Genomic DNA, 26,614 nt, shown 5'->3' on the forward strand with positions numbered 1-26,614 from the left:
TATGCATTATTAAAAGTTAATTTCAAAAATTCTATATTATAAAATTTTAAACCCCTCTTTAATTCCCATCTTATCATATAAATCAAGCTTTAAGTCTTTAAGCTTCTTATTAAGTTTTTCTATCTCTCCTAAAACTTCCTCTCTTTCCTCCTTATATTTTTCTATAAGCTTTTCATCACTTTCCTTGTAGGAAACAACAGGAATATTCTCAATATCCTTTTGATTTATAATCTTAACTACGCTTCCTTTTTTAAGGTTTTCTAATAAAAACATTCCTACAGGACTTAATAAAAACTCTTTTATATAATATGGACTAACCCCTTTTTTAAGTCTTAAACCAATAATATTTTGTGATATTAATAAATTATCACAGTCCTTTTCAACTACAGCAATCTTTGTACCAGTTCTACTTATTATTAAATCCCCAGCATAAACTCTATATGCCTCTACCCTTGGATTATTCTCTATTTTATAATTAGGAACTTTTTCTATATAAAGCTCATTATCCTTAATATCAACGGCATTTATTATTTTAAAAGCTCCCTCTTCATCTAAAACTGTGCTATTAGTTATGTTTATTCCCCTAAAACACTCTCCAATATCCTTAATTTTCTCCTTTAGATTTAAACTTTCTAAATCTACTTCCACCTCTCCAAATTCTTCAGTATATATTTTTTCCTTTAAAATATATGTACTTGGAGAAATATTTGACCCTTTTAACTTCTTAACCTCCATAGTTTTACTAAAGCCCTTTACATCCTTAAAATCTCTATATATCTTTAATATTTCCTCTATATTCTCATGACTTAAATAATTTTTTCTTAATTTATTACTTGTATAAATCTCAGAGGCTTCAATAAACCTTATTTTCCCCTTCATGTTCTCCTCTTTATTTTTATTTAAAATAATAATTGAACATGGAATTGAAGTACTCAATAATAAACAAGGAGCTAAATTTATTACTGTTTCAATATAATCAAAGGCTAAAATTCTCTCCCTAACCTTTCCTTCACTTCCCTCTCTAAAAAGAGCTCCTGGTGTAGTTATTATAAGAGCCTTTCCACTTTCCTTTAAAGCTTTTAAAGCTACTGATATAAATAGCCATTCTCCCCTTGAAATTCCTGGCATACCATAAGAAAACATTCCATTTTTATCTTCTTCAATTTTATCCTTTATATCACTCCAATTTAAAAGCATAGGTGGCTCAGAAATTATATAATCAAAGCCCTTTTCCTTAAAATTTTCCTTTAAAAAGATAGGTTCTAATAAAGAGTTATCACAAAGTATATCTATATTCTCAATGCCATTTATAAAAGCTCTAACCTTTGCAATAGCCCTTACTTTATTATTTATTTCATCTCCAAAGATGCTTAAATGCTTTCCTAATTTTCTGCTATATTCATAGGCAGCTACTGCTGTTCCTCCAATACCAAAGGATAGGTCATAAAAACTTCCTTCCTTAGGTTCTAATAAATTAACTGCTAAGCAATTTAACTCCTTAGGGGTACTAAAACAAGCTTCATATCTTGTATTGTATAACCCTTCAATAATATAATTAAATACCTCTCTTAATTCCTCTACACTATTAAAAGCATTAGTTAACTTATATAAAATGTTATTAGTTAACTTACTATCCCCTTCAAATTGACCAAAAATCTCAAAAACTTCCCTTAAAGTTTCTACCTTCTCACCTAATTCCTTCTCAACCTCTATAAATTCCTTATTTAAATCATAACTCTCAACAATTCTCTTTAAAGAATTTTCCTCTAAAACTCCAACCTTTTCACCATAAGCTAAAAGAAATACCCTGCTTACATAAATATCAAAATTTGAACTTGATAAAGTCTTTCTATCAACCCCTTTTAAAATCTCATTTGCTTTTTCTACCATTGTTTCTCTCAAAATTATCAACTCCTTACATTTAATTTATTTATTCTAATTAATTACTTTATCCTAAAAACTTAAAAGAAAAAGCTTAATTAAAATAAATAACCCTTGCTATGTTTAAATTATAAAATACTATTTTCTATTTTTCAATAACTTTTTTCTAGTATTTCAAATACTAACTTTTAATTTTTATAAAACTTCTTTTCAGTATTGTAAATAAAACTAATATTATTAAAACTTTAAACTAAAAAAGGAGCTTAATAGCTCCTTTTTTTATTATTTATCAAAATAACTAATCTATAAAAAACTTTTCCTAAAATCTATTTTAATTTTTCTATTTCTTTTTCCTCTATTTCTTTAAACTTAATATTATTATTAATTAACTCTTTTAACTCTTCTTTCTTTAACCAAGGTCTTTTTCTATGAATCATACTATGACAATTTGAACAAAGAAGAACTATATCACAAGGCTTAGTTTCTTCCCCTTCCTTTAACTCACTAACAGGTTTAATATGATGTCCCTCAATAAAATCTTCTCCTATTTTCCCATAAAACTTTTCAAAATCAAAACCACAAGCTTCACAGCTTAATTTTCCATGTTTTTCTTTGAAAATTTCTTTCGCTCTCTTTATTACCTTTCCATTTCTTTCCCTTGATAAATGTTCTTTCAACTTTACTCTTCCTTCTGGAAAACTTTCCTCATCACTTGTTAAATTAACTGGAAAGCTTTCCTCATCCCTTGTTAAGTTAATAGAATTATAATTTCTTAATCCCCAATGTCCCTTTCCTTTTCCTTCAACAGCATAAAATATATCTTCTCTTTTACCATTATGACAATGTGAATCGCTAGAATATCTTTCTATAGTTCCTCTTATCTGAGCTTTATAGTCCTTTATTTTATCACAATCTATATTTCCTCTAGATTTAATTTCTTCATATAACTCTTTGTAATAGGCATGTCCACCTAAACTTTTCATAGCTTCAATAATTTCCTCAAGCCAAATTGATTTTCCCATTATAAAATCCTCCTTATTTTAATTTTAACCTCACCTTTTAATAAAATAAACTCTTAACCTCTTTATACGCAGACTAATAGTTTAAAGTAAAGAATCTTAAAATTTTTTTCATGCAATAATCTTATCTTTAAATATATTAAACCATTTTAGTAAATTCTATATAAAGCTCCTCTGGCACCTTATTCTCAAGTTCTATTAAAACTCTAATAGGCTTTTCACCAGAAAAATTTATAGAATTTCCTTTTCCTATATAAATATATGGTTGTACTTTTTTATCTATCTCTTTATATTTTCTTACAAAAATATGAAGCTTAATGTCCCTATCTTTATTAAATATTATATTCTTACCTCTTTCAGAATTTTGTGATGTACTATTTGGAGTTTCCCATTGAAATAAAGTTCTACTTATAAATTCATCTTTATAATTAATACTGTCCTTTATATCTTCTCCTTTATGAAGATCTATAAAAAGAAAATAATTATTTCCATTTGTAATTAATCCACTTCCTCTAAAAGAACTATGTATCTTCTCATAATTAGATAAAAGTGCAGTATCAACCATTTGATACTGTTCATAAAGCTTAAAAAATGGTATACCATAGTTTTTATTTCCAAATCTATTTTCATAATTTATAAGTCCATAGTTTAATAAATCAACTATAATATTCTTATATTTTTTATTTCCTAAAATTCTCTCAAAGTCAATTAATCTAACTAATTTATCATCAACTAAATCAAATATTTTAATAAAATTACTTTTTTCCCTTGAATCATAATAATCTTGATTTAACACTTTAAAAGCATGAAAAATAGTTTCATCATCTACGTATTTTATATATTTTTTAATTGCCTTAGAAGCTTCATTAATATTTATTTCGCTCTTATAAATCAATTCTTTAACTATTGCAAAATCATGTGGCCTCTTTAAAGGAAGCTTAATAGAAAGTTCTCTTAAAATTTTATAAAATTTTTCATCTAAAAGCTCTAAAGCCTCATATTCCTTTTCTACCTTTTGAAGAAAACCTTGATATGTTTTACCATAACTTATAAATTTAATAGGATCTGGGGCACCATCAAATTTAACATAATCCATTAAATAATAAGGAATTCTTCCTCCTAAAAGAGCTTTAAATTGATTATATTCATCCTTTAAATATCTTAGGCTATTAAAATTTTCCATATTTAATTGTTTTAAAATTCTATCCTTTAAAATTCTATCCATTTGTATATTAGAGCAACCCGGAACTTCTGAAAAATCTGTAGATACAGAAACCTTTAAACTATCTTTATCATAATATCTATCCCCTTTTAATGCTATAGCAATTAAAAATGCCTTGTTATGATTTCCTATAAAATCTAAAACAGTTAGAAATTCCTTATTTTTATGTTTTCTTAACCCTCTACCAAGTTGTTGTATAAATATAATTGGTGAATTAGTAGGTCTAAGCATTAAAATCTGATTAATTGAAGGAATATCCACTCCCTCATTAAATATATCAACAGTAAATATAACTCTTAAATCATGATTTTCATCTTCAAGATTTTTAATTTCCTCTGACCTTTTATCTATAGAATGTTCTCCAGTTAAAGCTATACTGTAAATTCCATTTTCGTTAAACTTCTTAGCCATATAATATGCATGTTCTTTATTTACGCAAAAACCTATAGCTTTTTGTTTGCTACCATTAAAACCATAAAAATTCATCTTTTCAATAATAAAATCAACTCTAGAATTAATCATTAACCTTTTAGAAATTTCTGAAATATTTTCTAAAGAAACTCCCTCATAATCTACGGTATCTATATCTGTTATTCCAAAATAATGAAAAGGGACTATAAGTTCATGTTCTAGTGCATCATTTAATCTGATTTCTAAAGCTAAATTATTATCAAAAACCTGAAAAATATCTCCAGAATCACACCTTTCTGGAGTTGCCGTTATTCCTAGTAAAAACTTAGGCGTAAAGTAGTTTAATATTTTTTCATAGGTTTTACTTGTACTATGATGAGCTTCATCTAAAACTATATAATCAAAATCTTTCCTTTGAAAACTTTCTAAATGCTTGCTCATAGTTTGAACAGTAGAAAATAAATAATCACAGTCCTTATCCTTTGAATTTCCAGTAAAAAATCCCATTTTAATATTTTTATTTCTACAAATACTTCTATAACTTTTCTCAGCACTTCTTAAAATATCCTCTCTATGAACTAAAAACAATAATCTTTTAGGATTAAAATTCATAGCATCAAAAGCAGACATATAAGTTTTTCCAGTACCTGTAGATGCAATAACTAAAGCCTTATTTTCTCCTAAAGCTCTCAACCTATTTAGATTTTCCATAGCTTCTTTCTGCATAAAATTAGGTTTTATAATCTCATAATCCTTTAAATCAATAACTACTTTCTCTTCACTTTTTTTGATATTATTAATAAATTCATTATATTTTTTTAAAAATTCATCATCAATAAAACCAATACTATTCCATATATCATCATATTCCTCTAAAATTTCTCTAACAAACTCAGTATCTTTTTTAGATACAATCATAACATTCCATTCAACATTACTCTTTAAAGCATTTTGAGTCATATTAGATGAACCTATTATAAATTTATAATTATCTTCATTTTCAAAAATATAAGCCTTTGTATGAAACCCCTTACTACTATCTGCAATAAATATTTTTAAATCTATATTTTCAAATTCTCTAATTTTCTCTAAAGCCTTAGGCTCAGTAAAATTTAAATACGTAGAAGTTATTATTTTCCCCTTAACTCCTCTATTTTCTAAAATTTTAAAAGTATCTAAAAGAAGTTGAAGTCCACTAAAGCTAATAAAAGCAACACTAAAATAAAAATTCTTACACTCCTCTAAACTACTTTTAATCTCTTTTAAAATATTTCCTCGTTTAGAATTTACAATAAGTTTATTTCTAAAAAGATATCCTTTATCTATAAATTCTTTAGGTTCTATATATTCAATTTCTTTTACAATCTTTTCTTCTATATCCTTTAAAACCTTCATTTTAATTAATACTCCTAAAATATATTTTAAATTCTTTATATAATGTAATTTTTTAACCTTTTAACGATAATGTACTACCAATACCATTTATCGTCAATAAAATGTTATATTATGACACCAAATCTCATAAAAATATAATTATAAACTTTAATATATAAATAATATTTTCAACTAATTTACTTAAATTAAGCAAAATAAAAAACACCTTCCTAAAATTAATTTAAGAAGGTATTTTTCAATTTATAACTTCAAAACAAATAACTAAAAAAATATTAATATTTTATTATAAAAATCTATTTTCTTTTATAGATTACCTTATCACCTTTTATTGTTTCTAGAACCTTTATATCCTTTAAATGTTCCTTATCAACTTCTAGTGGGTTTTTATCTAAAATAACAAAGTCTGCAACCTTTCCTTCCTCAATAGAACCCTTAGTATCTTCTTCAAAGTATTGGTAAGCTCCATTTATAGTAACAGCCTTAATAGCATCCATTACAGATATTCTTAAGTCCTCTCCTAAAACTCTTCCTCCTAAAGTTCTTCTATTTACAGCATTGTGTATAGCTAAGATTTGATTTGGCATCTTAACAGGTGGATCTTGGTGAAGAGTAAAGTTCATACCTCTATCTAAAGCAGACTTAGCAGGGCTAATTCTATTAGCTCTTTCAGGACCTAAAACTGACTCATAGTGATAATCTCCCCAGTAATAAATATGGTCTAAGAAGAATGTTGGAATAATTCCAAGTTCCTTCATCTCATCTAATTGGTCCTCTCTAACTGTTTGACAATGAACCATAACAGGTCTTAAATCAACATAACTCTTTGAAGCCTCTAAAGCATTTCTATAACATCTTATAAATTGGTCAGAAGCAGCATCTCCATTACAATGAACATTTACCTGTATATTATTATCAATTAAAGATTTAAAATATGCAGTAACAATATCATCCTCTTGAATTGGATAACCACAATAATCCTTATCCTTTCCTTCAGGAACCTCATAATATGGCTTTGTTAACCAAGCAGTCTTTCCTTGAGGAGAACCATCTAGCCAAGCCTTTCCTCCTAATAACTTATAATGATTTACATACTCTCTCTTAGGAGTTCCCTCATCTTGAAGAAGCTTCATTGTAGTAGGTTGCATAGCAAAACCAACTATATCAATAAATAAAATTCCATTCTCAGCTGCATCTTGTAATAATTTATGTATTCCTTCATCAACACTTGCATCTTGGCATGTAGTTAATCCAAGAGAAGCATAAAGTTCCTGTGCCTTTTTAAGACTATGCATAACAGTATCAAAAGATGGCTTAGGTATGCAGTTTCTCTTCTCTGGGTCTAAACAAGCATTTTCCTCTAAGATACCATTTGGCTCCTTAGTTCCTTCAACAGTTCTAACAATACCACCCTCTGGAACTTCATAATTATCTCCAACATAGCCAAAAGCCTCTAAAGCCTTTGAGTTAGCAACTGCTAAATGTCCTGATGCATGACTTATAAATATAGGAATAGTATCACTTACCTTATCTAAATCAAACTTAGTTGGATGCTCCTCATTTGGATACTTAGTATTATCATATCCAAAACCAACTAGCCATTCTCCCTCTTTTATAGGACTTTCCTCTAATCTCTTTCTTAAAATATCAAGAAGTTCATCAATAGACTTAGCCTCACTTAAATTAGTAACAGTTAAAGTTTGAGCAACAGCAAAAATATGTCCATGAGGGTCAATAAGACCAGGTAACATAGTTTTTCCCTCTAAATCAAATAAATCCGTACTCTCATCCTTTAAAGCTAAGATTTCATCTTTTTTTCCAACCTTTTTAATCTTTCCGTCTTCAACCATAACAGCTTCAACAACTGGCATATCATCATTTACAGTTAAAATAGTACCATTATAGTAAATAGTTTTCTTCATATTACTCTGCCTCCTAATTAAAAATCTCAATAAAACCTAAATCAAATAAACTAATTCTAAAGTACTTCAAAAACTTATTCTTTCGTTAAAACAAAACACTCCTAAAAAGGCGTATTTTTCATTAAATACATTTTAGCATGGTTATTTTTCTTTTTACATTTATCAAATTTAATAAATTTTAATATTTTTCAACCTTTTATTAAAGCATATATAAGGTAAAATTAATTTTTTTAAATAATTTCCCATACTTTATTAATTAAATTTAACTTTTAAAAAATAATTATTATTCTCTTAAAACTTTTACTAATTAAAACTCTGCTTAACTCTCCTTTAAACTTTCAATCACACTAAATTCTTCTTTATCATATTTTATTATATAGCCTATAACTATAAATTTTTCTAAAAAAAGGCTATAAATCTTAGATTAAAACCTTAGGAGTGATAAAGGTGAAGTTACATGAAGCTAAAATTATGTCTAAAGTAAAGGTAATTAATATAAGTGCAAAGGGAGAACTAAGAAGAAGATTTTTTGACTTAGGAATAATAGAAGATACAGAGATAAAGGTGCTTTTTGAAAGTCCCTTTAAAGACCCTAGAGCCTACCTAATAAGAGGAACCATAATAGCCTTAAGAGAAGAAGAAGGAAATTATATAGAAGTAATTTATTTAGGAGAAGATTTATGTTAGGAAAATATTTTAATATAAAAAAGCTTTTAAAAAGGGATTTAGAAGGAGAAAAAAAAGAAGATTTTCTTGTAGCCTTAGCTGGAAATCCCAATGTAGGTAAAAGCACCTTATTTAATGCTTTAACAGGACTAAATCAGCATACTGGAAACTGGCCAGGAAAAACTGTAGCTAAGGCTGAAGGATACTTCTCCTTAAAGGATTTAAAGATAAAACTTGTAGACTTACCAGGGACCTACTCCCTTCTTTCAAACTCAGAAGAAGAAGAAATTGCAAGAGATTATTTATGTTTTGAAAATCCAGACTTAGTAATTGTAGTTGCAGATGCAACCTCCCTTGAAAGAAATTTAAATCTCTACTTACAAATATCTGAAATCACAGAAAAAACCATACTTTGTGTAAATCTAATAGATGAAGCAGAAAAAAACAATATAAAAATAGACCTAAAAGAACTCTCAAACAAACTAAATGTAGAAATTGTAAAATCCTCTGCTAGAGAAAATAAGGGAATAAAAAACCTAAAAGAAACTCTCTATAAAGAATTAATAAAAAAGGAAGAAAGAAAAAACCTCCCTCTAGTAACCTATCCTTCTTATATAGAAAAAGCCATAGAGAATCTTTCTTCCTTGCTAAAAGAAAATGAAAACATCCCAAGAGAAAAAATAAGATGGATTGCCCTAAGATTTCTAGAAGGAAATGAAAAAATAATAGACACTCTTTCAAAAAAATACTCCATAAACAAATTTATGCTTTTTAAAATAGAAAAGATACTACTTCCCCTAAGACTAGAATACAAAGAAAACCTAAAGGATGAATTAATAAAGGTCTTAATAAAAAAGGGAGAAGCTTTAGGAAAAGCTGTTGTTTCCGGTGGTGGATATAAAGATTTTCAAAAAAAATTAGATAAAATTCTTGTATCAAAAACCTTTGGAATACCTATTATGATAATGACCCTTTTAATAACCCTATGGATAACAATAACCTTAGCAAACTACCCTTCTGAAATGCTCTCAAAAATATTTGCAAGGGGAGAAGTATTTCTTAGAGAATTTTTAAACTATATAAATATTCACCCCTTAATAAAAGGAATATTAGTAGATGGCATATATATAACTTTAGCTTGGGTAGTTTCTGTAATGCTACCTCCTATGGCAATATTTTTCCCACTTTTCACCCTTTTAGAAGACTTAGGCTATCTTCCTAGAATAGCCTTTAATCTAGATAAAGGCTTTAAAAAGTGCTTAACCTGTGGAAAACAGGCTCTAACAATGTGCATGGGCCTTGGCTGTAATGCCGCTGGAGTTATAGGCTGTAGAATAATTAATTCTCCTAGAGAAAGGATTATAGCTATTTTAACTAATGTATTTATGCCTTGTAATGGAAGATTTCCTTTGTTAATCTCCCTATCAACCATATTTATAGGAGGGCTTTCCTTTGGCTTAAAGGGAAGTTTTTTATCAGCCTTAGCTGTAACTTTAGTTATAATTTTAGGAGTTTTAATAACCTTTATAGTGTCTAAGATTCTTTCCATGACCTTATTAAAAGGGATTCCTTCAAATTTTATACTAGAACTACCTCCTTATAGAAAACCTCAAGTTGGAAAAGTTATAGTAAGGTCAATATTTAGTAGGACCCTTTATGTCTTAGGAAGAGCCCTTGTAGTTGCAGCTCCTGCTGGTGCTGTAATATGGCTTTTCTCAAATATAAATATTGGAGATGTTTCTCTCCTTACCTACTGTGCAAACTTTTTAAATCCTTTTGCAGAACTTATAGGTTTAGATGGCTATATTCTAATGGCATTTATTCTTGGATTACCAGCAAATGAAATTGTTATGCCAATTATAATTATGAGTTATTTAAAATCAAAAACCATGGTAGATTTAGATAACTTAAATGACCTATATAATCTTCTAGTTTCAAATGGTTGGACACTTTTAACAGCTATAAATGTTATGCTTCTTTCCCTAATGCACTATCCATGCGGGACAACCCTTCTAACCATACAAAAGGAAACAAAAAGTATAAAATGGACAGCTTTAAGCTTCTTAATTCCCACAGTTTTAGGTCTTGGAACCTGTTTTGTAGTAACAAGAATTTGGAATATATTCCTATGAAAGTAAAAAGATGTTCTCAAAAGGCAAAGAAAGAGAACATCTTTTTTAATAGCTTTTCTTTTCTAAGAGGAAAAAGTCTTTATAATAAAAGTATAAATAAAAGAAAAATTTCTTCTCTTAAAGTAAAGAGGATAAAATTTTGGAGGTATTAAGTTTATGGAGAAAAATATTAAAATAGATAAAAATATTGAAAAAGACATAAATATTTTAGGAGATTTCTGTGGAAAAAGAGATATAGAAGCTTTAAAATCTTCAGAACTAAAAAAACACTATAACATTGAAAAAGCAGATGCTCTAGTGCTGTTTGGAGGAAGCATTTTATATGGTGGAGACCTTTTAGTAGAGGGCATAAAAAACAATATAGCAAAGAACTATATAATAGTTGGAGGAAATGGACACACCACAGATAAATTAAGAAAAAAGGTAGCCCCTTACCTAAAGGGAATGAATTTAAAAAACTTAAGTGAAGCTGAGATTTTTAATATGTATATAAAGGAAAAATATAATATTTCCCTTACTCTTTTAGAAAAGAAGTCAACAAACTGTGGTAATAACATAACTAACCTTCTATCCCTTTTAAAAAAGGAAAAGATAAATATAAAAAATATTATAATAATGCAAGATGCTACAATGCAAAGGCGTATGGAGGCAGGTCTTAGAAAATATAGAAAGGATTTAACTATTATAAACTTTGCTACCTATAAAACAAAAGTTCAAATTAAGGAAGGAAAACTTACCTTTAAAGATAACTATCTAGGTCTATGGTCTATGGAAGAATACATAAATCTTTTAATGGGAGAAATCCCAAGACTTTCAGATAATGAAGAAGGCTATGGCCCTAAGGGTAAAAACTTTATAGCCTCTGTTAACATTCCTAATAAGGTTTTAGAAGCCTTTAATAACTTGCAAAAAACCTTTAAAGGCATGGTTCGTATTGCCAATCCAAAGTATGCCTCTAAGGAATAAACTTTTAAAAGTATAACTAAAAAAGCATCAAGGCTTACCTTAAATTCTCCTTGATGCTTTTTATAATTTATCTTAAAAACTTACCTTAAGAGAATACTCCTTAAGACAAGAAGCTTTAATTCCAATTCTCTTTCCTATCTTTTCACTAATTCCAAAGGAGTTATCTAAAGTTAAAAGAAAATTCCTCTCTTTTTCTAAAAGCTCCTTATTATTAAAAATTTTAAAATCTTTTATCCAAATAAAGTCCTCTTTATCCTTATCCTTCTTTAAAGAAAAAATCATTTTCCCCTCTTCATAGGTAATAATACTTTCTTCCTCTTTAAAAAGCTTAGAAAGTCCTAAAAAGGTATCTTCCTCCCCTCCTAAAAGCTCAAAAGAAACCTTTAACACCTTAAAATTTTCCTTAAGATACCTTGAAACTTCTAAAAGTTGTTCTCTTAATATGTATTCATGAAACTTATTCCCCTCTAAAAGAAAATTCTCTCTTTCTTTCTTAGGATGATTTAAATAATATTTTTTATTTGCAATCCACTTTCCTAAGGGATTAAAAAATTTTTCTAAATCTTCTTCTTTTTCAATAAGATAAAGATTCCCTTCTAAATAAAGGTCCTCAATCCCCCTCATTAAATTTCCTAAGGAATAGAAACTCTCTCCTGTATTTCCTAGGGGAAAAGTTCTTCTGCCTTCCTCTTTAAATCTTCCTCTTTTTAAATCTGCCTTAATCTTGTATATCTTAAGTTCCATTCTCTATTCTCCCCTTAATCCTTTTCATTTTTATAAATAGTCTTTAAAAAAGTAATAAAAATTATACTTTAGGTCTTTAAAGAAAGTTTTTAAAAAAATAAAAACTTTTTTTAAACACAAAATAAATATAACATGATACTTTACTTCTTTCCATAAAAGAATGAGAAAAGAGAATTATTTTAAGTTCTCTTTAAGTTTTAAAACAGCTTTTTAAGTTCTTCTTAATTCATATAATTATTTATTAAATAATAACATCTATCCTTACTTGCCTTAGCCACATAAGAATTAACCATAAGAGGACATACACTTCCTCCCTTATATTCTTCCTTTATCTTATCTATATTAGCATTCTTTTCTTTAATCCATTGAACTTCGCTTTTTTCAAGCTCTGAAAATTCTTCCTTACTTAAATTTTTCTTTAAGGAATTATATATTTCATTTAACTCATCATCACAAAGCTTTGCCTGTTTTCCACTTATATAATATATAATTTAATCCACTTTGAGTAGCACCAGCTTCTGTTTGAGCTTCCTTGTCTAAATTATCATAATCTTCCTCTAAAGTAGCCATCTTTTTAATATATGTTTTCTTAAGAGAATTACTCTTTACCTGCTTCTCTTTACTAGAAGCCCCCTCTTTATTATCTATCTTAGCAACCTTAACCTTTTCTTCACTACTCTCCTTTTTAGAAGTATTATTACTATTATTCTCCTTACTTCCTTCCTCTTTCTTAAGTTCCTTATTCTCTCCTTTAGTAGCAGAGTCAGAAGACTTTTTCTCCTCTTTTAAAGCCTTATCACTATCCTTACTCTCTTGCTTTTCATTGCTATCTTTCTTAGAAGAATCCTCTAAGGTACTTTCACTTTTACTTTGAGTACCCTCCTCACTACTTACTTCTTCTTTTCCACAACCTGATAAAGTTCCAAATAAAAGTCCTGCAACTAATAACATAGCTAAACATTTTTTCTTTTTCATCCTTAAACTCCTTAAAATTCCATTTTATTCTTTTTATTCAATTATATATTAATTTTTCTCAAAATAATTATCCTTTGATTTCCAATTCACAAGAAAAATACCCCTTTTATTTACAAATTAAAAAATATTTATAAATAACTTTAAAAAAAGACTATCAATAAAATAAAGCAATTGTTAATTAATAAAAAATTAAAAGTTTTGTAATAATTTTAAAATAAGGTACATTTTCCAAAGAAAAACAATAGAATATAAAGAATATTAAAACTGTAAATGTAAGGAGAGATAAATTTATGACTACTTATAAAGAAAATAGATGTAAATACTGCCACAAGGAATTAGATACTTTAGAAAGAGAGGAAAAAAACAAATTCTGTTCCCTATCCTGCAAGGAAAAATACAATAAATACATGAATTTAAGAAAAAAAACTGACCTTACTTTAAGAATAAGTTGCTCTCTTCTTTTAATTCCCTACCTATTTTCCCTTTTCTACTTCTACAAAATCCCTTTCTTTAGTACACTTTGCAGAGTAATTGAGTTTTCCATAGTATTTATTTATATGATATTTCCCTTTGGAGATGATAAGGGCTTAGAAAAAAGAGGGGTTAAAAGAACAAAAATACTTTTTAGATTAGTAAGTTTTATTTTATTGATACTTTTATTAATTCATAGATTTTAACTCCCCTTCTCCTAAAGGGGAGTTATATATTTAAAGCCTTCTATTACCAAATTTATCAAAGTTTTTCTTCAGGGCCTTTTCTATAGGAAAAACTGTAAAAATAAGCATTCCACATTGTAAAAGCATAAGTATAAAGCCTAGATTTTCAATAAAGCCCTTTCTACTATTTATAAAGCATAGCATTAAAAGGAGAGAAATAAAAAACATAACTGTTCCTATTTTAATCCAAAGCTTGCCACAATACTTATGAGCAAAAAGCCAAGTATCCTCATTTTTCATAGACATAGTTGTTCTATAGCCTACAACATTATTAATCTTTCTTGGTCTCCCTTCTTTAAAATATCTCCCAAAAAATATCATTGAAAAAGGGATAAGCAAACTAATTAGGGTCATAAAAATCCAAATACCCATAATAACTCTTTCTCCTTTATAAAGATTTAAATTAATTTAATTTAAGACTTCGCTATTTTAAAAGTTTTAAAAAGGCTTAAAAAACCTTTCCTCATCTAAAAGAGTTCCTTGATGAAAAGTCATTTTCCATCTTCCTTCTTCCTTAATCCATATAGAACTTCTAAGAGAATACTTCTTCTTTTCTAATTCATCATGCTTTATAACCTTATAAGTTGCTAAAAGACAATCCTTAGAAAGTACTCTAACCTTAAAGTCTAATATCTCCCAGTTTAGTCCTTTCTCTTCCTCTTCCCCTTGAAAGACATCACCAAACTTATAATGATATTCACTTCCTAAACTGCTAAACTCCACAAAATCCTTTGATAAAATCTTTTTTATCTCAAGTGCAGACTTTCTAACCTCTGGTTTTATTAAGGCCTTTTCTAAACTTAATATTTCTTCACAAACAGAATCCATACTATCACCTCGCCAAAAATTTTATAATATTTTCTTTAAGAGTAAGCTTTTATACTAAAACTTCTAAAAACTTTTCCTAAAGCCTTTAAAAAATTAGAAAAAATTTAAATCTTAAAAAGATTAGATATAAGTAAAAAAACTAATAGCTTTCTTATATTAATATTCTATAGACAAAATATTACAAAATTAAGACAAGGTTTCTTTTAATAAGGAAAATAAAAGTAGCTACAAGAAATAAAGTCTTGTAACTACCTAAACTCTTTTGAAAAGCTTAACTTTTAGTTAGCAAAAAATTATTGTGTCGAGTAATAATCTTATATCCTAGGCCTCTTATACCTTAAGCCTCCTAAAAATCAAATCTCTCATTAATTTTATTACACTTACATTATATACCACTTAAGCCAAGTTTTAAATAGTTATTATCTATAAAGATAAATTCTCCTTAATCTCACTTAAAAATTAAAGTAAAAAAGCCATTAATTCCTCTAAGGAAAAGACCTCTTCTCTTTCAAAAATCTCCTGTAAATCCTCTACATTCTCCTCTGAATGCTCTATATCCTTAGAGTACATATAACTTATATTTACAATATCCTCCTCACCAAAACTTTTATTATTATCTAAAAATCTAAATAAGGATAATTTCTCAATAATCAAGGTACTTACTATAGCTAACTTAACCTTAGCTGAAACATCATAATCAAAAATAGCCTTCATAAAATATCTAAAAATAAAATATACAAAGATATTCTTAAACTTATAACTATTTTCCTTATAATACTTCTTAAATTCCTCTTCTTCCCTTAAATAAAAGTCCTCTCCCTTATTAATATATTCTAAGGCCTTATTAAGCTTTAAAGGGTCCCTTTCATTTATATGCTTAATTCCCTTATAAAACTTTATATATTCTCTTAAATTTACATACCTATTTTCTTTTTTCTTCTTATACTCTTTACTTTCCTTTAAGATTGACTTTATAAAATCATAATCCTCATACTCTTTTAAAAGGGAAGTAATTTCATCCATATCTCCTAAATCTATCTTATCTTGAATATCCCTTGATAAATAAAGAGATAAAATCATAACCTCCTCTAAGGTTAAATCCTCCCTATTTGCAAAGGATAAAATAATTTCTCTTGCCTTTAAAAAGTCTAAAAGTACCTCTTTCTCAAGGCCCTCTTCTTCATACTCCTTCTCCTTAGAAATTTCCTCCTCTAAAATAAAGGTTGTATTTTTACAATCTCCTAAAATAATTCTAGCTACAGTAGGACAAGACATTGAAAGGCCACTTTCCCTTAAATCTAAAAACTCCTCAGTATACCTTGGAAACTGCCTACAAGTATAACAAAGATACTCCTCCCCAAGATTTAAATAAAGGTCGCAAAGGTTACTTTCATTTAAAAAGGAACATCTTCCCTTATTTAAAAGAAATATATTATCTCCCTCACTTTTTACTATCTTGCTTTTTAATACCTTTCCAAAATCTCCTTGAACTTTTTTATAAGCTTCATAACTTTCATCATCAATTACAATTTCCCATCCTGCACAACAAGTATCTTCACATTTAGATGCTATGCACTTAAATTCTTTAAAATAATTTGGAACTCTTACTTTCATCTTTTTCCTCACTTTTTAAAATAATTATACCTACGACCTTTTAATTATATCAAAAAACTTTCTACTTTCCCTCCTTAAGTTTTTTCCTTCTCCCCTAATTAAAATATGTAAGAAACTCCAAAAAGAAATATATTCCTCTTATTTAATAGTAAATATTTCTAAATACTGTTATAATTTATTTGAAAATATTCTATAATTTTCTATATATATTATTTACTTTCAAAATTTAAAATAAAAACCTTTTATAAAGGTAACTATGAATTTATGGAGGAGATTATATTTATGTGCAATAAAAAGGATGGCTTAAAGAATATAGAGATAAACAAGGACATAAAGCCCTTAATACTTTTTAATAAAGAAGATAATATATGGAACTCTAAATACTTTAGAATACCAAATCTACAAATAGTAGATGAAAATACTATTTTAGCCTTTTCAGATATTCGCTATAAGGGTCCTGATGACCATGCTTATATAGATATAGGTTGTGCAAGAAGTACAGACTTTGGTAAAACATGGACCTATAATATTGCCATGAAAAATAATAGAATAAACCAAAAATTTTCTCGTGTAATGGACTCCACAACAGTTATTACAAAAACAGGTAGAATAATATTAATTGCAGGCTCTTGGAATACAGATGGAAATTGGGCAATGACCACTAAGGAAAGAAGAAAGGACTGGTCTGTTCAAATGGTTTATTCTGATGACAAGGGAGAAAGCTGGTCTAATAAAATAGATTTAACTAAAAACTTAAAAGTTAAAAACCAACCTGAAAATACTATAGGCTGGCTAGGAGGAGTTGGTTCTGGTATTGTTATGGAAGATGGAACTATAGTTATGCCAGCACAGATTTCCCTAAGAGAAGGGGAAGAAAACAAATACTACTCCTTAATTATATATTCAAAGGATAATGGAGAAACATGGACCATGGGAAATAAAGTTCCAAATTCAAACACCTCTGAAAATATGCTTATTGAATTAGAGGGTGCTTTAATAATGAGTACAAGATATGACTATTCAGGCTATAGAGCTTCCTATATTTCTCAGGACTTAGGAGAAACTTGGGAAATATATCCCCCTTTAAATGGCAAGATATTAACAGGAAAAGGGGCTGGTTGTCAAGGTTCCTTTGTTAAAGCAATAAGTAAAAGTGGTCATAGGCTAGGTTTTATTTCTGCTCCCAAAAATACTAAGGGAGAATATATAAGAGATAATATTACTCTTTATATGATTGACTTTGATGATTTATCTAGTGGAGTTAAGGAAATATGCACCCCTTATCCTAAGGATGGAAATAACTTAGGTGGTGGTTACTCCTCTCTTTCCTTTAAAGATTCTCATTTAGCAATTCTTTATGAGGCTGATGGAAATATAGAATATAAGGATTTATCCTCTTACTTTGCTTTAATCAATAAGGAGCTTTAAAACTCTCCTTTTGTTACCATAAAAAATTAACTCACAAATAAAAAAAGAGGAAATATAAAATAAATTAATATATTTCCTCTTATAAAAATAATAAAACATTATAATAACTTAATCTTCTAAAACATAAAAATAAAATTTACTTATTCCATTTCCTCAAAAAGACTTTACTAACCCTTTTAAACCTTCTTAATCTTAAAAGCCCTTAAAGAACTAATATCTACTGGTTTTGAATAGAAATATCCTTGAATATAAACCTTGTGGTAAGAGTAATTTTTAATAAGCTTAACTTGATTTTCTTCCTCAATGCCCTCAAAAACTATGGTCTTTTTATAAAGGCTACAAATATCAGCCACAAACTTAATAGTTTTCTCACTTATAAGAGATTTATCTAAATTATCTGCAAAGTATTTATCTAGCTTTATTATGTCATAATTAATCTTGTTTAAAAGGTCTAAATTAGAATATTCAACACCAAAATCATCTATAGCAATTAAAAAGCCCCATGTTTTTATGCTATCTATAGATTTTTTAATTTCACAAATATTATCTATACAAAACTTCTCAACAATCTCTAGACATATTTTAAAATCTCCCTCTTTATTATCCATAGAAATCTTATTTAAAGCCTCTAAAAACTTAGAATTTTGAATCTCTTTAAAAGATACATTTAAAGAAATATAAAAATCCTTTCCCTTAAAGTTTTCATACTCTTTTATTATCTTATAATCTGAAATAACTTTATTTAAAATCCATAGGGAAACCTCTAAACTCATATCATTTTCTTCAATCTCTTTTAAAAATACATAAGGACTTAATACTTTACCATCTTTTTTAAGTCTTATTAGAGCCTCTAAACCCTTTACTTCCTCTTTTTTAGGGTCTATAATAGGCTGATAATATAGTACATAGTTATTTTTCTTCATATAATTTCTGATTTTTCTTCTACATATAAGCTTTAAAATTTCACCTTTTTTCTTCTTATAAATATAAAGTGAAAAAAGAATTAGGATTACGATTAATATTACAGTTTCTTCCTTGTACTTATTAGCATATTTATTGAAATATTTAGTATATACATCAATTCTCTTTTTCTCTCCTAACTCTACTAAGACATCATCAACTTCCTCTACTAACTCCTCATTATTTTTATTACTTACAATATAAACAGGACCTGTTGAAAAATCAAAAATCTTGCTTATATTCTGTACTCTTTTTGTTACACCACTTAGGGTATTTTCAACTATAAAATCTATCTTTCCATGAGATAAAAGCCTTTCTTCCTCAGCATAACTTTTAACCTTTACTAAGGTTACATTTATTCCCTTACTTTTTAAAAATTCAAAAAACCATTTATTATTTGCCTCTCCTTCTATGTATCCCATTTTAAGACCCTTTAAAGAATCTAAATCTCCAACCTTTATGTTTTTATTAGTATAAACAGAAAAGTTGTCATTATTTATGTAATGGTCTGTAAAAGCAAATTCTTCTTCTCTCTCCTTGGTTTTGGTTATACCAAAAACTAAGTCAACCTCACCCTTTTTAAGCTTGTCTAAGGCTTCCTTAGCATTATGACAATCTAAATACTTATACCCCTTGTTTAACTCATCACTTATAAGCTTTAAAAGCTCATTGTAGTATCCATCTTCTTTATTTTCTTTATCAATATAATAATAAGGATAATAATTATAAAACCCTACTGTAAGTTTCCTCTTTTTATCTCCTATATCTCCCTTATTAAAAGTAAAAACAATAGCTAAAATAGAAATAATTATTAAAAATATTGAACTTAAGAATAACAATCTCTTCTTCATAAATTAACACTTCCCTAAGATACAAAACTCTTTAAAATTTTCTCCATTTAGAAATTAAAATAAAATTCTAAAAAACCTTTAAGCAATTAATTCTTTACTCTCTAAAGATATCTTTAAATAAATTCTTAAACCTTATTTAGTTATAAATAATTTTTCAAATTTTCTTCTTATAATTAAATTTTATAATAAACTTAAGCTTTTAGTTAGTAAAATCCCTTAATTTAATTTATCATAAAGAAGAATAATTAAGCCACCCTCTTTCTTCTTTATAAAAACTAAATAAATCAAAATAAAAATAGTAAACTTTAAAAATATAGTTTTTACATAAAATTTCTTCCCTGTATTCCTTAAAAAACCTCTTAAAAATCACTTATTCAATTATATAAAAATCCTGTAATATTTTCTATGAATTTCTAAAAAAATAAAAGATTATTTATTTATTATAAAATTCTAAAAATTATACTATCTTTTATAAGATAAAAAAAGGCTTAAAGTTATAATAAGTTTTTCTAAGCTTTTCTTATAAAAACACATAAGTACTAAAATCTTAGCAAAAGGAGAAGTATCTTAACTATACTTTAAGAAGTATAATTAATGTGTAGATAGGAACACTTAAAAACTTTATGTTTTTAAAGTAGGAGGATTTAAAAATGAACCTAAAAAGAATAACAAAAAAAGATAATTCCTTTAATAAAGCAATGGAAATTTACAAAAGTAGCTTTCCAGACTTTGAAAGAAGAAGTGAAAAAGACCAAAAAGAAGCTTTAAAGGATAGTAAGTATCATTTTGATGTTATATATGATGAAGAAAAACTAATAGGCATACTTCTTTACTGGGATATGGGCTCTTACAAATATATAGAGCATTTTGCCATAGACAAAGCCCTAAGAGGAAAAAATTATGGTTCTAGAGTTTTAAAAAAGTTTTGTAGCATAAATAAAAATATAATTTTAGAAATAGACCCTCCTATAGATAATACTTCTATAAAAAGACTAAACTTTTACAAAAACCTAGGCTTTAAACTTCAAGAATATGAATATACTCATCCTTCTTATAGAAAAAGTTGCAAAAAACACAATCTAAAAATTATGACCTTTAGGGAAAACATAAATCCTAAGGATTATGAAAACTTTAATCTTTTTCTATCAAAGGATGTAATGAAATATTCTGAGATAAAGGATGCCTTCATAAATTAGCCCTTTGTAAATTTTAAATACATTAAATCTAACCTTAAGCTTTCTTCTTTAAGAAAATTTAAAGTATAAAAAATACAATGGATATAGACTTTCTCTATACCTATTGTATTTTTTGTTTTTCACTTTAATTTTCCCCTAAATATTTTTACAAATTTTAGTAATATTTTCTTTTCTCTATGCATATACATATCATAGTAGGGGAGTTTTTTGATAATGTACTAATTTATCTGCTTCTTCATAAATTATACAAAAAAAACTTCTCCCTTTATAATTCGCCAAACTCTACATCAAATAAAATCTTAATATTTACCTAACCTAATAAAAATAGAGCCTAAAATTTAGGCTCTATTTTTTCATAAAAACTAAGCTTGACTTGCCCAGTCTGCTGGATAAGTTATATAAATAAATCTAGCATAGTCAGGAACTGAAAACTTTATTTTTGAACCCTTAGGTATTAAAATAATCTCTCCTGCCTCTGCTGATACCTTTCTTCCATCTACTATTATATCTAAATGACCTTCTATTACATAATCAATTTCATCATAATTTAAAGTCCAGTCAAAGGTAGTTTCCTTCATTTCCATTATTCCAGCACCTAATCTTTTGCTTTCCTCTAAAGTAAATACATCCTTAGTATAAACAACATCCTTAGAATTACCTGTATCTAATCTATTTGATTCATCTACCTTAACTGTAGGAAGCTTTACAGAAATAACTCCACTTTCATCCTTATTTCTTATAAAATCAACAGTATCCTCACTATTCTTTCCTGATAACTTTTCTTCTATTATTTGTCTTACTAGCTTTTCTAATAAATCTTTACTTATGTTTTCCATAACTATTTAGCCTCCTCTATTTTACCTAAAGTTTTCTTAGCTATAAACATTGCAAGTATAACAGCAGTTACTCCCCCTACTAATTTAGCTACTATCATAGGGAATATCATTTTTGAATTAAATCCTGCTGTAAATCCTAAGTGGTCTCCTAAAACGAAGGATGCAGATACAGCAAAGGCAACGTTTATTATTTTACCTCTATCATCCATATCCTTTAACATTCCAAACATTGGTATATTGTTAGCTAAACTTGCTATCATACCAGCTGCTGCAATTTCATTCATGCCTAATAATTTTCCAAGACCCATTAAAGGCTTTTTAAATACCTTAGTTATAATGAAAACTAATGGGAAAGCTCCTGCTAAAACTATAGCAATACTTCCAACTATTTCAATACCTTCTGATATTGGTGCCATTCCAGGGATTATAACAATTCCTGTTAAAGCTTCTATAATAGCTGCTGCTAAAGCTAAAGTTATTATTATAACAACTATCTTACCAAAAATGTTAAAGCCTTTTATCATAGCCTTTTCTGCAAAAGCTAGTCCTAAAGCTATTAAAATTGCAAAGATTATAATAGGAACTAAATTTTTAAGAACCATAAGTGGTGGGAATCCTGCAACAACTCCTCCAACAAAAGCTCCTATTGGTATAGTTATTATACCTGCTAAAATACCTGTTGCTAAAAATCTATGATCTTTCTTTTCTATAATTCCTAAAGAAACTGGTATAGTAAAAACTATAGTAGCTCCCATCATAGCACCTATTATTAATCCACTAAACATACCAGCTTGTGGGTCTTGTGCTAAACTAGCTGCAAGAGGTGCTCCTCCCATATCATTTGCAAGTATTGAGCCTGCAAACATAGCAGGGTCAGCTCCTAAAAAGTTAAATACTGGTGTTACTATAGGTCCTAAAACATCTGCAAGTACTGGGGCTAAACAAATAACTCCAACCATTGCTAAGGCTAGAGAACCCATTGCCATAATACCTTCTTCAAACTGAGCTCCTATTCCAAACTTATTTCCTAAACATTTGTCAATAGCTCCTAAGGCCATACAAGCAACCATAATATATACAATAACTTCATTTATAGTCATTTCTACTCCCCCCTATTTTGAAAATATGGATTTTTTCTTTACCTTATTAAATTTTTTGCTATTTCATAATGAACAAAAGGAATTACACAAGAGTTGACAATATCCTTTTTATCTAAAATAGCCTCTCCCTCTTTAAGTCCATTTTCCACACTACTTAAATCTCCTGAAACTATATAAACAAGTTTTCCCCCAATTGCAAAGGCTAAATTAAGCTTAACTAAGGAAACCTGGCTACTTTTTAAGGTTTTATCAAGAGCTAATAGTCCACTAGAAACCTTAGTAGTTTCCATTACTCCAATTGCCTTATTATCTATATTTTTTTCAGAATACATTCCCTTAAGAGCCTTTATTATGTCTTCATGAATAGAATTTATTATAAAACTTCCAACTAAATACTTCTCACTAAGCTTTATGCCAAAATCTATAGCTTCCTTAACTTCTCCTGCATCTCCATTAATAATTAAAAGAAACTTCCCAGGACAAATTGCCTTTAAGTAAGATACCTCAACAAAAGCTTTTTTAACAACCTCATTTGAAACATAAATTCCTTTACTTATGCTTCTAAATTCTAAAGCACCTATACTCTTATTCATATTAGTCCTCTAAAATATCTATAGAATCTATAATACCTACTATGGCAGCATCTATAGGAACTTCTCTATTTCCAATGGATTGTCTTGCAGCACCACCTTTAGTTATAAGAACCTTATCACCAACTCCAGCACCTACATTATCAACAGCTACAAAAAAGCCTGACTTTTCCTCATCCTTACTTTTTAAAAGCTTAACTATTAAAAACTTTTGTCCATTTAGTTTTTCATCTTTTCTAGTTGCCCAAACATTGCCTACTACTCTTCCTATTTCCATAATAATTCACTCCTAATCCTATTAATTGCTCTTTTAAAAGTTAAAACCTAAAAATTTAAAAGTTTCATGTATAAGATAAAAGAAGGTCTCTTTAAACTTTTAAAATTTATACTAAAAATTTAATTTTACTTTTTAAATATGGATGATTAAAAGCAAAATCATCCATATCCTTAAATTTTAAGAAAGCAAAACATCTAAATGATTTATGCGTATATAGTCCTTTGCTAAAGGAGTAATTATAGCACCCTTATCTACTTTAAGGCTCTTTATGCCTTTTATATGGGGCTTTCTTAAATCACTTTCAGATATTAGTTTCTTCTTTGAAAGGTCTAAAACAAAGTCCTCTTCAAGACTTTTATTCTCTAAAGATAATTCCTCTTTAGTCTTGTCCATTTCTCTATTAGAAGACTCATAATCTAAAGATTTAATCTCCTCATTAAGATATGTTTTTTCCTCTTTTTCTTCTAATCTAATCTCTTTTAAGTCCTCTACAATCTCTACACCATAAGAGATTAGTTCCTCTTCAAACTTAATATATTTATTATATAAAACTTTAGGAGCTGTATTTTTATACCTTCTATATAGAATACCTTCCTCAAGGACGTAAACTTTCTTTCCCTTTAAAAGCATTTCTAAAACAAAGCTTTCTTCCTTAGTTGTGCAAGTTCCTTGAGAGATATTACTAAGTCCTCTTAAACAAAGCTTGGTTATTAAAACAGCATCACACTCTTTACACTCTGAAGTTAAAGACTTAACAGAAAAATCTCCTAAAGCTTTTTTATAAGAGCTAACATTGCTCTCTCCTACTATAACTAGAGATTTTTTCTCTCTCACAGGAATTTGCTTTTTATTTTCCTCTTGAATTCTTTTATAGATTTCCTCTACTAAAAACTCAACTAAATTTTCATAATTCATCTTTTCCTTTACCCTCCCTTCTTTAGGAGCTTTTAAAATAATTATTATTTTTCATCTTTTCCTACAATTAAAGCAAAGGTTCCTTTAGAAAAACCACAGGCATTTGCCTCATCATAATCTATATGCATATAGGTTTTATAATCTTTGCTAACTCTAACTATTACATCATCAAATATTAAAGGTCTTTTTCCTAAAACCTTAACCTTTACACAGTCCTTATCCTTAACTCCAAACTTTTTAGCATCTTCTAAAGACATATGTATGTGTCTTTTAGCTACCATTAGTCCTCTATTTAAGGCTATTGAAGCCCTTTTTGTAGAAATTGTTATTTCAGGAGTACCTTCTAAATCTCCACTTAACTTAACTGGAGGTAAAGTTCCTAAAACTAAGGCATCTGTAAAAGAAACCTCAACTTGCGTTTCTTTTCTTGGAGGACCTAAGACAACAACATTGTCTATACTTCCTCTAGGACCTGATATAGTAACTCTCTCTTTACAAGCATATTGACCAGGCTGTGATAAGTCCTTAACCTTAGTTAGTTCATATCCCTCTCCAAATAAAATATCTATATGCTCTCTAGTTAAATGAACATGTCTTCCTGAAGCCTCAACTTCTATAAAAGCCTCATCCTTAACTCTTCTTACTACTTCGTCTATAATCTCTTGTAATAGATTCTCCATAGCTTCCTCCCATTTCTCGTACTTTTATTTTTCGTACTTTCCTGTTCTAACTTTAAAAATCATAATCCAATATGCTGAGGATAGTCTATTTAAAGCTCTTATTAAATCTTCTCTTTCAACTTCTCCATATTGTCCCTTAAAGGCTTCATAAGCTGAAATCTCTGTTTCTCTAGTTAAGGTTCTTAAGATGTTTAAAGAAGATACAACCTCTCCCATTTCATAAGTTGGCATTTCATGTCCTATACCAAAATATTTCTTAGGGTAATGTGATTTTTCTCTAAGTTCCTTCTCTGTCATTCCCTGAAGAGTAAAGCTTCCTAGGGGCTCATCTAAAACCTCACATCTTAATATTTTTCCCATAAGAGTTAATATTTCTTGAAGGTCTAAAACTAAGCTATGCATCCCTTGCTTTTCACAAAGAATTTGTGTATCTACAATTCTAGCTTCAAGGGAATCTATTTTTCCTCTAAATTTAATCCTTTTATGATCCTTAAATACAAGAAGATTTCCTGTTAGCTGAGTCATATGTTCTGGTTTTTCATCTAACTTAGCTCCAAAAACAGTTTCATACTTGTAATCTTTTTCTATAAAGACCTCTTTTACGATTTCTTTAGGCTCTGTTTCTCTCTTTAATCTTTCTTCTTCTGGATTAACATAAACTAAATTTATATTATGTTCAGCTAAATAAGATTTTGCAGAAGGAGTTATTATCTCTCCCTTTAAAACCCTAAATTCCTTTAAAGCTTTTAAATCTTCCCTACTTAGCCTTTTTCTTACCTCACCTTCTGTTAAAACAGCCATCTTATCACATCCCTTATTAGATGTATAAAAGGAGTGCATAAAACACTTTTATGCAACCCCTAATTACAACCTTTATTATTCAGCTTTTGGTGCCTTTGGTAATATAGCATCCACTTCAAAATGTGGTCTTGGTATTACATGTACAGATATTAAATCTCCAACTCTTTCAGCAGCTGCAGCTCCAGCATCAGTAGCAGCCTTAACAGCACCTACATCTCCTCTAACCATAACAGTTACTAATCCTCCACCAACTTGCTCTTTTCCAACTAATTGAACATTTGCAGCCTTAACCATTGCGTCAGCAGCTTCTATTGCTCCTACTAATCCTCTAGTTTCAATCATTCCTAATGCGTTTGCGTTTGCCATAATAAATTCCTCCTCAAAATATCTTATAATTATTTTTAATATTTACTCTTTAATTAATCTTTAAATTATTTACATAAAAATTTTTCATTATGTAATGAAAATTTTATAAACAAAACTCTCTTTACT

The 26,614-nt window shown here is 28.2% G+C and carries 25 protein-coding genes; 6 read left to right on the forward strand and 19 right to left on the reverse strand.

Features of this window, described 5'->3' with window-relative positions; genetic code table 11:
• Window positions 1–36 precede the first annotated feature (36 nt).
• The 4 genes from AC4FQV_RS07160 to AC4FQV_RS07175 all read right to left on the reverse strand — a co-directional run bounded on the left by AC4FQV_RS07160 (window position 37) and on the right by AC4FQV_RS07175 (window position 7,847).
• Window positions 37–1,902: an N-6 DNA methylase gene (locus AC4FQV_RS07160; protein WP_491165198.1), complete on the reverse strand. Its 1,866-nt coding sequence runs from the start codon at window positions 1,900–1,902 to the stop codon at window positions 37–39.
• 305 nt (window positions 1,903–2,207) lie between these two features.
• Window positions 2,208–2,903, reverse strand: a complete 696-nt coding sequence (locus tag AC4FQV_RS07165) for an HNH endonuclease (RefSeq protein ID WP_491165199.1) — start codon at window positions 2,901–2,903, stop codon at window positions 2,208–2,210.
• 136 nt (window positions 2,904–3,039) lie between these two features.
• Entirely contained in the window at window positions 3,040–5,928 is a 2,889-nt protein-coding gene (locus AC4FQV_RS07170; RefSeq protein ID WP_491165200.1) for a DEAD/DEAH box helicase, read from the reverse strand.
• A 293-nt stretch (window positions 5,929–6,221) separates the two neighbouring features.
• The gene (locus AC4FQV_RS07175) at window positions 6,222–7,847 is read right to left on the reverse strand and encodes an amidohydrolase (protein WP_491138134.1); all 1,626 of its coding nucleotides are present in this window, start codon (window positions 7,845–7,847) and stop codon (window positions 6,222–6,224) included.
• Window positions 7,848–8,294: 447 nt separating this feature from the next.
• On the opposite strand from AC4FQV_RS07175, the gene AC4FQV_RS07180 reads away from it, so the two are divergent.
• The 3 genes from AC4FQV_RS07180 to AC4FQV_RS07190 all read left to right on the forward strand — a co-directional run bounded on the left by AC4FQV_RS07180 (window position 8,295) and on the right by AC4FQV_RS07190 (window position 11,611).
• The gene (locus AC4FQV_RS07180; RefSeq protein WP_491165201.1) at window positions 8,295–8,534 is read left to right on the forward strand and encodes a FeoA family protein; all 240 of its coding nucleotides are present in this window, start codon (window positions 8,295–8,297) and stop codon (window positions 8,532–8,534) included.
• Complete coding sequence (gene feoB / locus AC4FQV_RS07185; RefSeq protein ID WP_491165202.1) at window positions 8,528–10,645, forward strand: ferrous iron transport protein B; 2,118 nt, start codon at window positions 8,528–8,530, stop codon at window positions 10,643–10,645. Before AC4FQV_RS07180 ends, feoB begins: the two co-directional genes overlap by 7 nt.
• Before the next feature lie 174 nt (window positions 10,646–10,819).
• Window positions 10,820–11,611 (forward strand): YdcF family protein, encoded by a 792-nt coding sequence (locus AC4FQV_RS07190; protein WP_491165299.1) that lies wholly within the window; start codon window positions 10,820–10,822, stop codon window positions 11,609–11,611.
• A gap of 72 nt (window positions 11,612–11,683) precedes the next feature.
• Here the strand turns inward: AC4FQV_RS07190 and AC4FQV_RS07195 are convergent, their stop codons facing one another.
• The 3 genes from AC4FQV_RS07195 to AC4FQV_RS07205 all read right to left on the reverse strand — a co-directional run bounded on the left by AC4FQV_RS07195 (window position 11,684) and on the right by AC4FQV_RS07205 (window position 13,330).
• Entirely contained in the window at window positions 11,684–12,355 is a 672-nt protein-coding gene (locus AC4FQV_RS07195; RefSeq protein WP_491138131.1) for a hypothetical protein, read from the reverse strand.
• Window positions 12,356–12,576: 221 nt separating this feature from the next.
• Entirely contained in the window at window positions 12,577–12,846 is a 270-nt protein-coding gene (locus AC4FQV_RS07200) for a lysozyme inhibitor LprI family protein (RefSeq protein ID WP_491165300.1), read from the reverse strand.
• Window positions 12,806–13,330: a hypothetical protein gene (locus AC4FQV_RS07205; protein ID WP_491165203.1), complete on the reverse strand. Its 525-nt coding sequence runs from the start codon at window positions 13,328–13,330 to the stop codon at window positions 12,806–12,808. Before AC4FQV_RS07205 ends, AC4FQV_RS07200 begins: the two co-directional genes overlap by 41 nt.
• 290 nt (window positions 13,331–13,620) lie before the next feature.
• Between AC4FQV_RS07205 and AC4FQV_RS07210 the strand changes: the two genes are divergently transcribed.
• Window positions 13,621–14,007 carry a hypothetical protein gene (locus AC4FQV_RS07210; RefSeq protein WP_491165204.1) on the forward strand — a complete coding sequence of 129 codons (387 nt, stop codon included), beginning with the start codon at window positions 13,621–13,623 and terminating at the stop codon, window positions 14,005–14,007.
• A 30-nt stretch (window positions 14,008–14,037) separates the two neighbouring features.
• Here the strand turns inward: AC4FQV_RS07210 and AC4FQV_RS07215 are convergent, their stop codons facing one another.
• The 3 genes from AC4FQV_RS07215 to fliB form a co-directional block, all read right to left on the reverse strand.
• Window positions 14,038–14,418, reverse strand: coding sequence for an SdpI family protein (locus AC4FQV_RS07215; RefSeq protein WP_491165205.1), 381 nt, complete (start codon window positions 14,416–14,418; stop codon window positions 14,038–14,040).
• Window positions 14,419–14,484: 66 nt separating this feature from the next.
• Window positions 14,485–14,874, reverse strand: coding sequence for a nuclear transport factor 2 family protein (locus tag AC4FQV_RS07220; RefSeq protein ID WP_491138122.1), 390 nt, complete (start codon window positions 14,872–14,874; stop codon window positions 14,485–14,487).
• A 459-nt stretch (window positions 14,875–15,333) separates the two neighbouring features.
• On the reverse strand, window positions 15,334–16,488 hold the full coding sequence (gene fliB / locus AC4FQV_RS07225; RefSeq protein WP_491165206.1) for a flagellin lysine-N-methylase: 1,155 nt from the start codon (window positions 16,486–16,488) through the stop codon (window positions 15,334–15,336).
• Window positions 16,489–16,770: 282 nt separating this feature from the next.
• Here fliB and AC4FQV_RS07230 point away from each other — a divergent pair, with 282 nt between their 5' ends.
• On the forward strand, window positions 16,771–17,916 hold the full coding sequence (locus AC4FQV_RS07230) for a sialidase family protein (RefSeq protein WP_491165207.1): 1,146 nt from the start codon (window positions 16,771–16,773) through the stop codon (window positions 17,914–17,916).
• A gap of 176 nt (window positions 17,917–18,092) precedes the next feature.
• Here AC4FQV_RS07230 and AC4FQV_RS07235 read toward each other — a convergent pair whose 3' ends face one another.
• The gene (locus tag AC4FQV_RS07235) at window positions 18,093–19,727 is read right to left on the reverse strand and encodes an EAL domain-containing protein (protein ID WP_491138117.1); all 1,635 of its coding nucleotides are present in this window, start codon (window positions 19,725–19,727) and stop codon (window positions 18,093–18,095) included.
• A 650-nt stretch (window positions 19,728–20,377) separates the two neighbouring features.
• Here AC4FQV_RS07235 and AC4FQV_RS07240 point away from each other — a divergent pair.
• Window positions 20,378–20,923 carry a GNAT family N-acetyltransferase gene (locus AC4FQV_RS07240; protein WP_491165208.1) on the forward strand — a complete coding sequence of 182 codons (546 nt, stop codon included), beginning with the start codon at window positions 20,378–20,380 and terminating at the stop codon, window positions 20,921–20,923.
• Window positions 20,924–21,285: 362 nt separating this feature from the next.
• Here AC4FQV_RS07240 and AC4FQV_RS07245 read toward each other — a convergent pair whose 3' ends face one another.
• The 8 genes from AC4FQV_RS07245 to eutM form a co-directional block, all read right to left on the reverse strand.
• Entirely contained in the window at window positions 21,286–21,759 is a 474-nt protein-coding gene (locus AC4FQV_RS07245) for a EutQ-related cupin domain-containing protein (RefSeq protein ID WP_491165209.1), read from the reverse strand.
• Between the two features lie 2 nt (window positions 21,760–21,761).
• On the reverse strand, window positions 21,762–22,859 hold the full coding sequence (eutH, locus tag AC4FQV_RS07250) for an ethanolamine utilization protein EutH (RefSeq protein WP_491138112.1): 1,098 nt from the start codon (window positions 22,857–22,859) through the stop codon (window positions 21,762–21,764).
• Window positions 22,860–22,897: 38 nt separating this feature from the next.
• Complete coding sequence (locus AC4FQV_RS07255) at window positions 22,898–23,452, reverse strand: ethanolamine utilization microcompartment shell protein (RefSeq protein WP_491138110.1); 555 nt, start codon at window positions 23,450–23,452, stop codon at window positions 22,898–22,900.
• 1 nt (window position 23,453) lies between these two features.
• Window positions 23,454–23,726: a EutN/CcmL family microcompartment protein gene (locus AC4FQV_RS07260; RefSeq protein WP_491138108.1), complete on the reverse strand. Its 273-nt coding sequence runs from the start codon at window positions 23,724–23,726 to the stop codon at window positions 23,454–23,456.
• 177 nt (window positions 23,727–23,903) lie between these two features.
• Window positions 23,904–24,641, reverse strand: coding sequence for a TIGR02536 family ethanolamine utilization protein (locus tag AC4FQV_RS07265; protein WP_491165210.1), 738 nt, complete (start codon window positions 24,639–24,641; stop codon window positions 23,904–23,906).
• A gap of 44 nt (window positions 24,642–24,685) precedes the next feature.
• Window positions 24,686–25,321 carry an ethanolamine utilization phosphate acetyltransferase EutD gene (eutD, locus tag AC4FQV_RS07270; protein ID WP_491138104.1) on the reverse strand — a complete coding sequence of 212 codons (636 nt, stop codon included), beginning with the start codon at window positions 25,319–25,321 and terminating at the stop codon, window positions 24,686–24,688.
• A 24-nt stretch (window positions 25,322–25,345) separates the two neighbouring features.
• Complete coding sequence (locus AC4FQV_RS07275) at window positions 25,346–26,122, reverse strand: cobalamin adenosyltransferase family protein (protein ID WP_491165211.1); 777 nt, start codon at window positions 26,120–26,122, stop codon at window positions 25,346–25,348.
• 75 nt (window positions 26,123–26,197) lie between these two features.
• On the reverse strand, window positions 26,198–26,488 hold the full coding sequence (gene eutM / locus AC4FQV_RS07280; protein WP_003453976.1) for an ethanolamine utilization microcompartment protein EutM: 291 nt from the start codon (window positions 26,486–26,488) through the stop codon (window positions 26,198–26,200).
• Window positions 26,489–26,614: the final 126 nt, after the last annotated feature.

The sequence above is a fragment of the Clostridium sp. TJA038 genome (genome assembly GCF_058310255.1).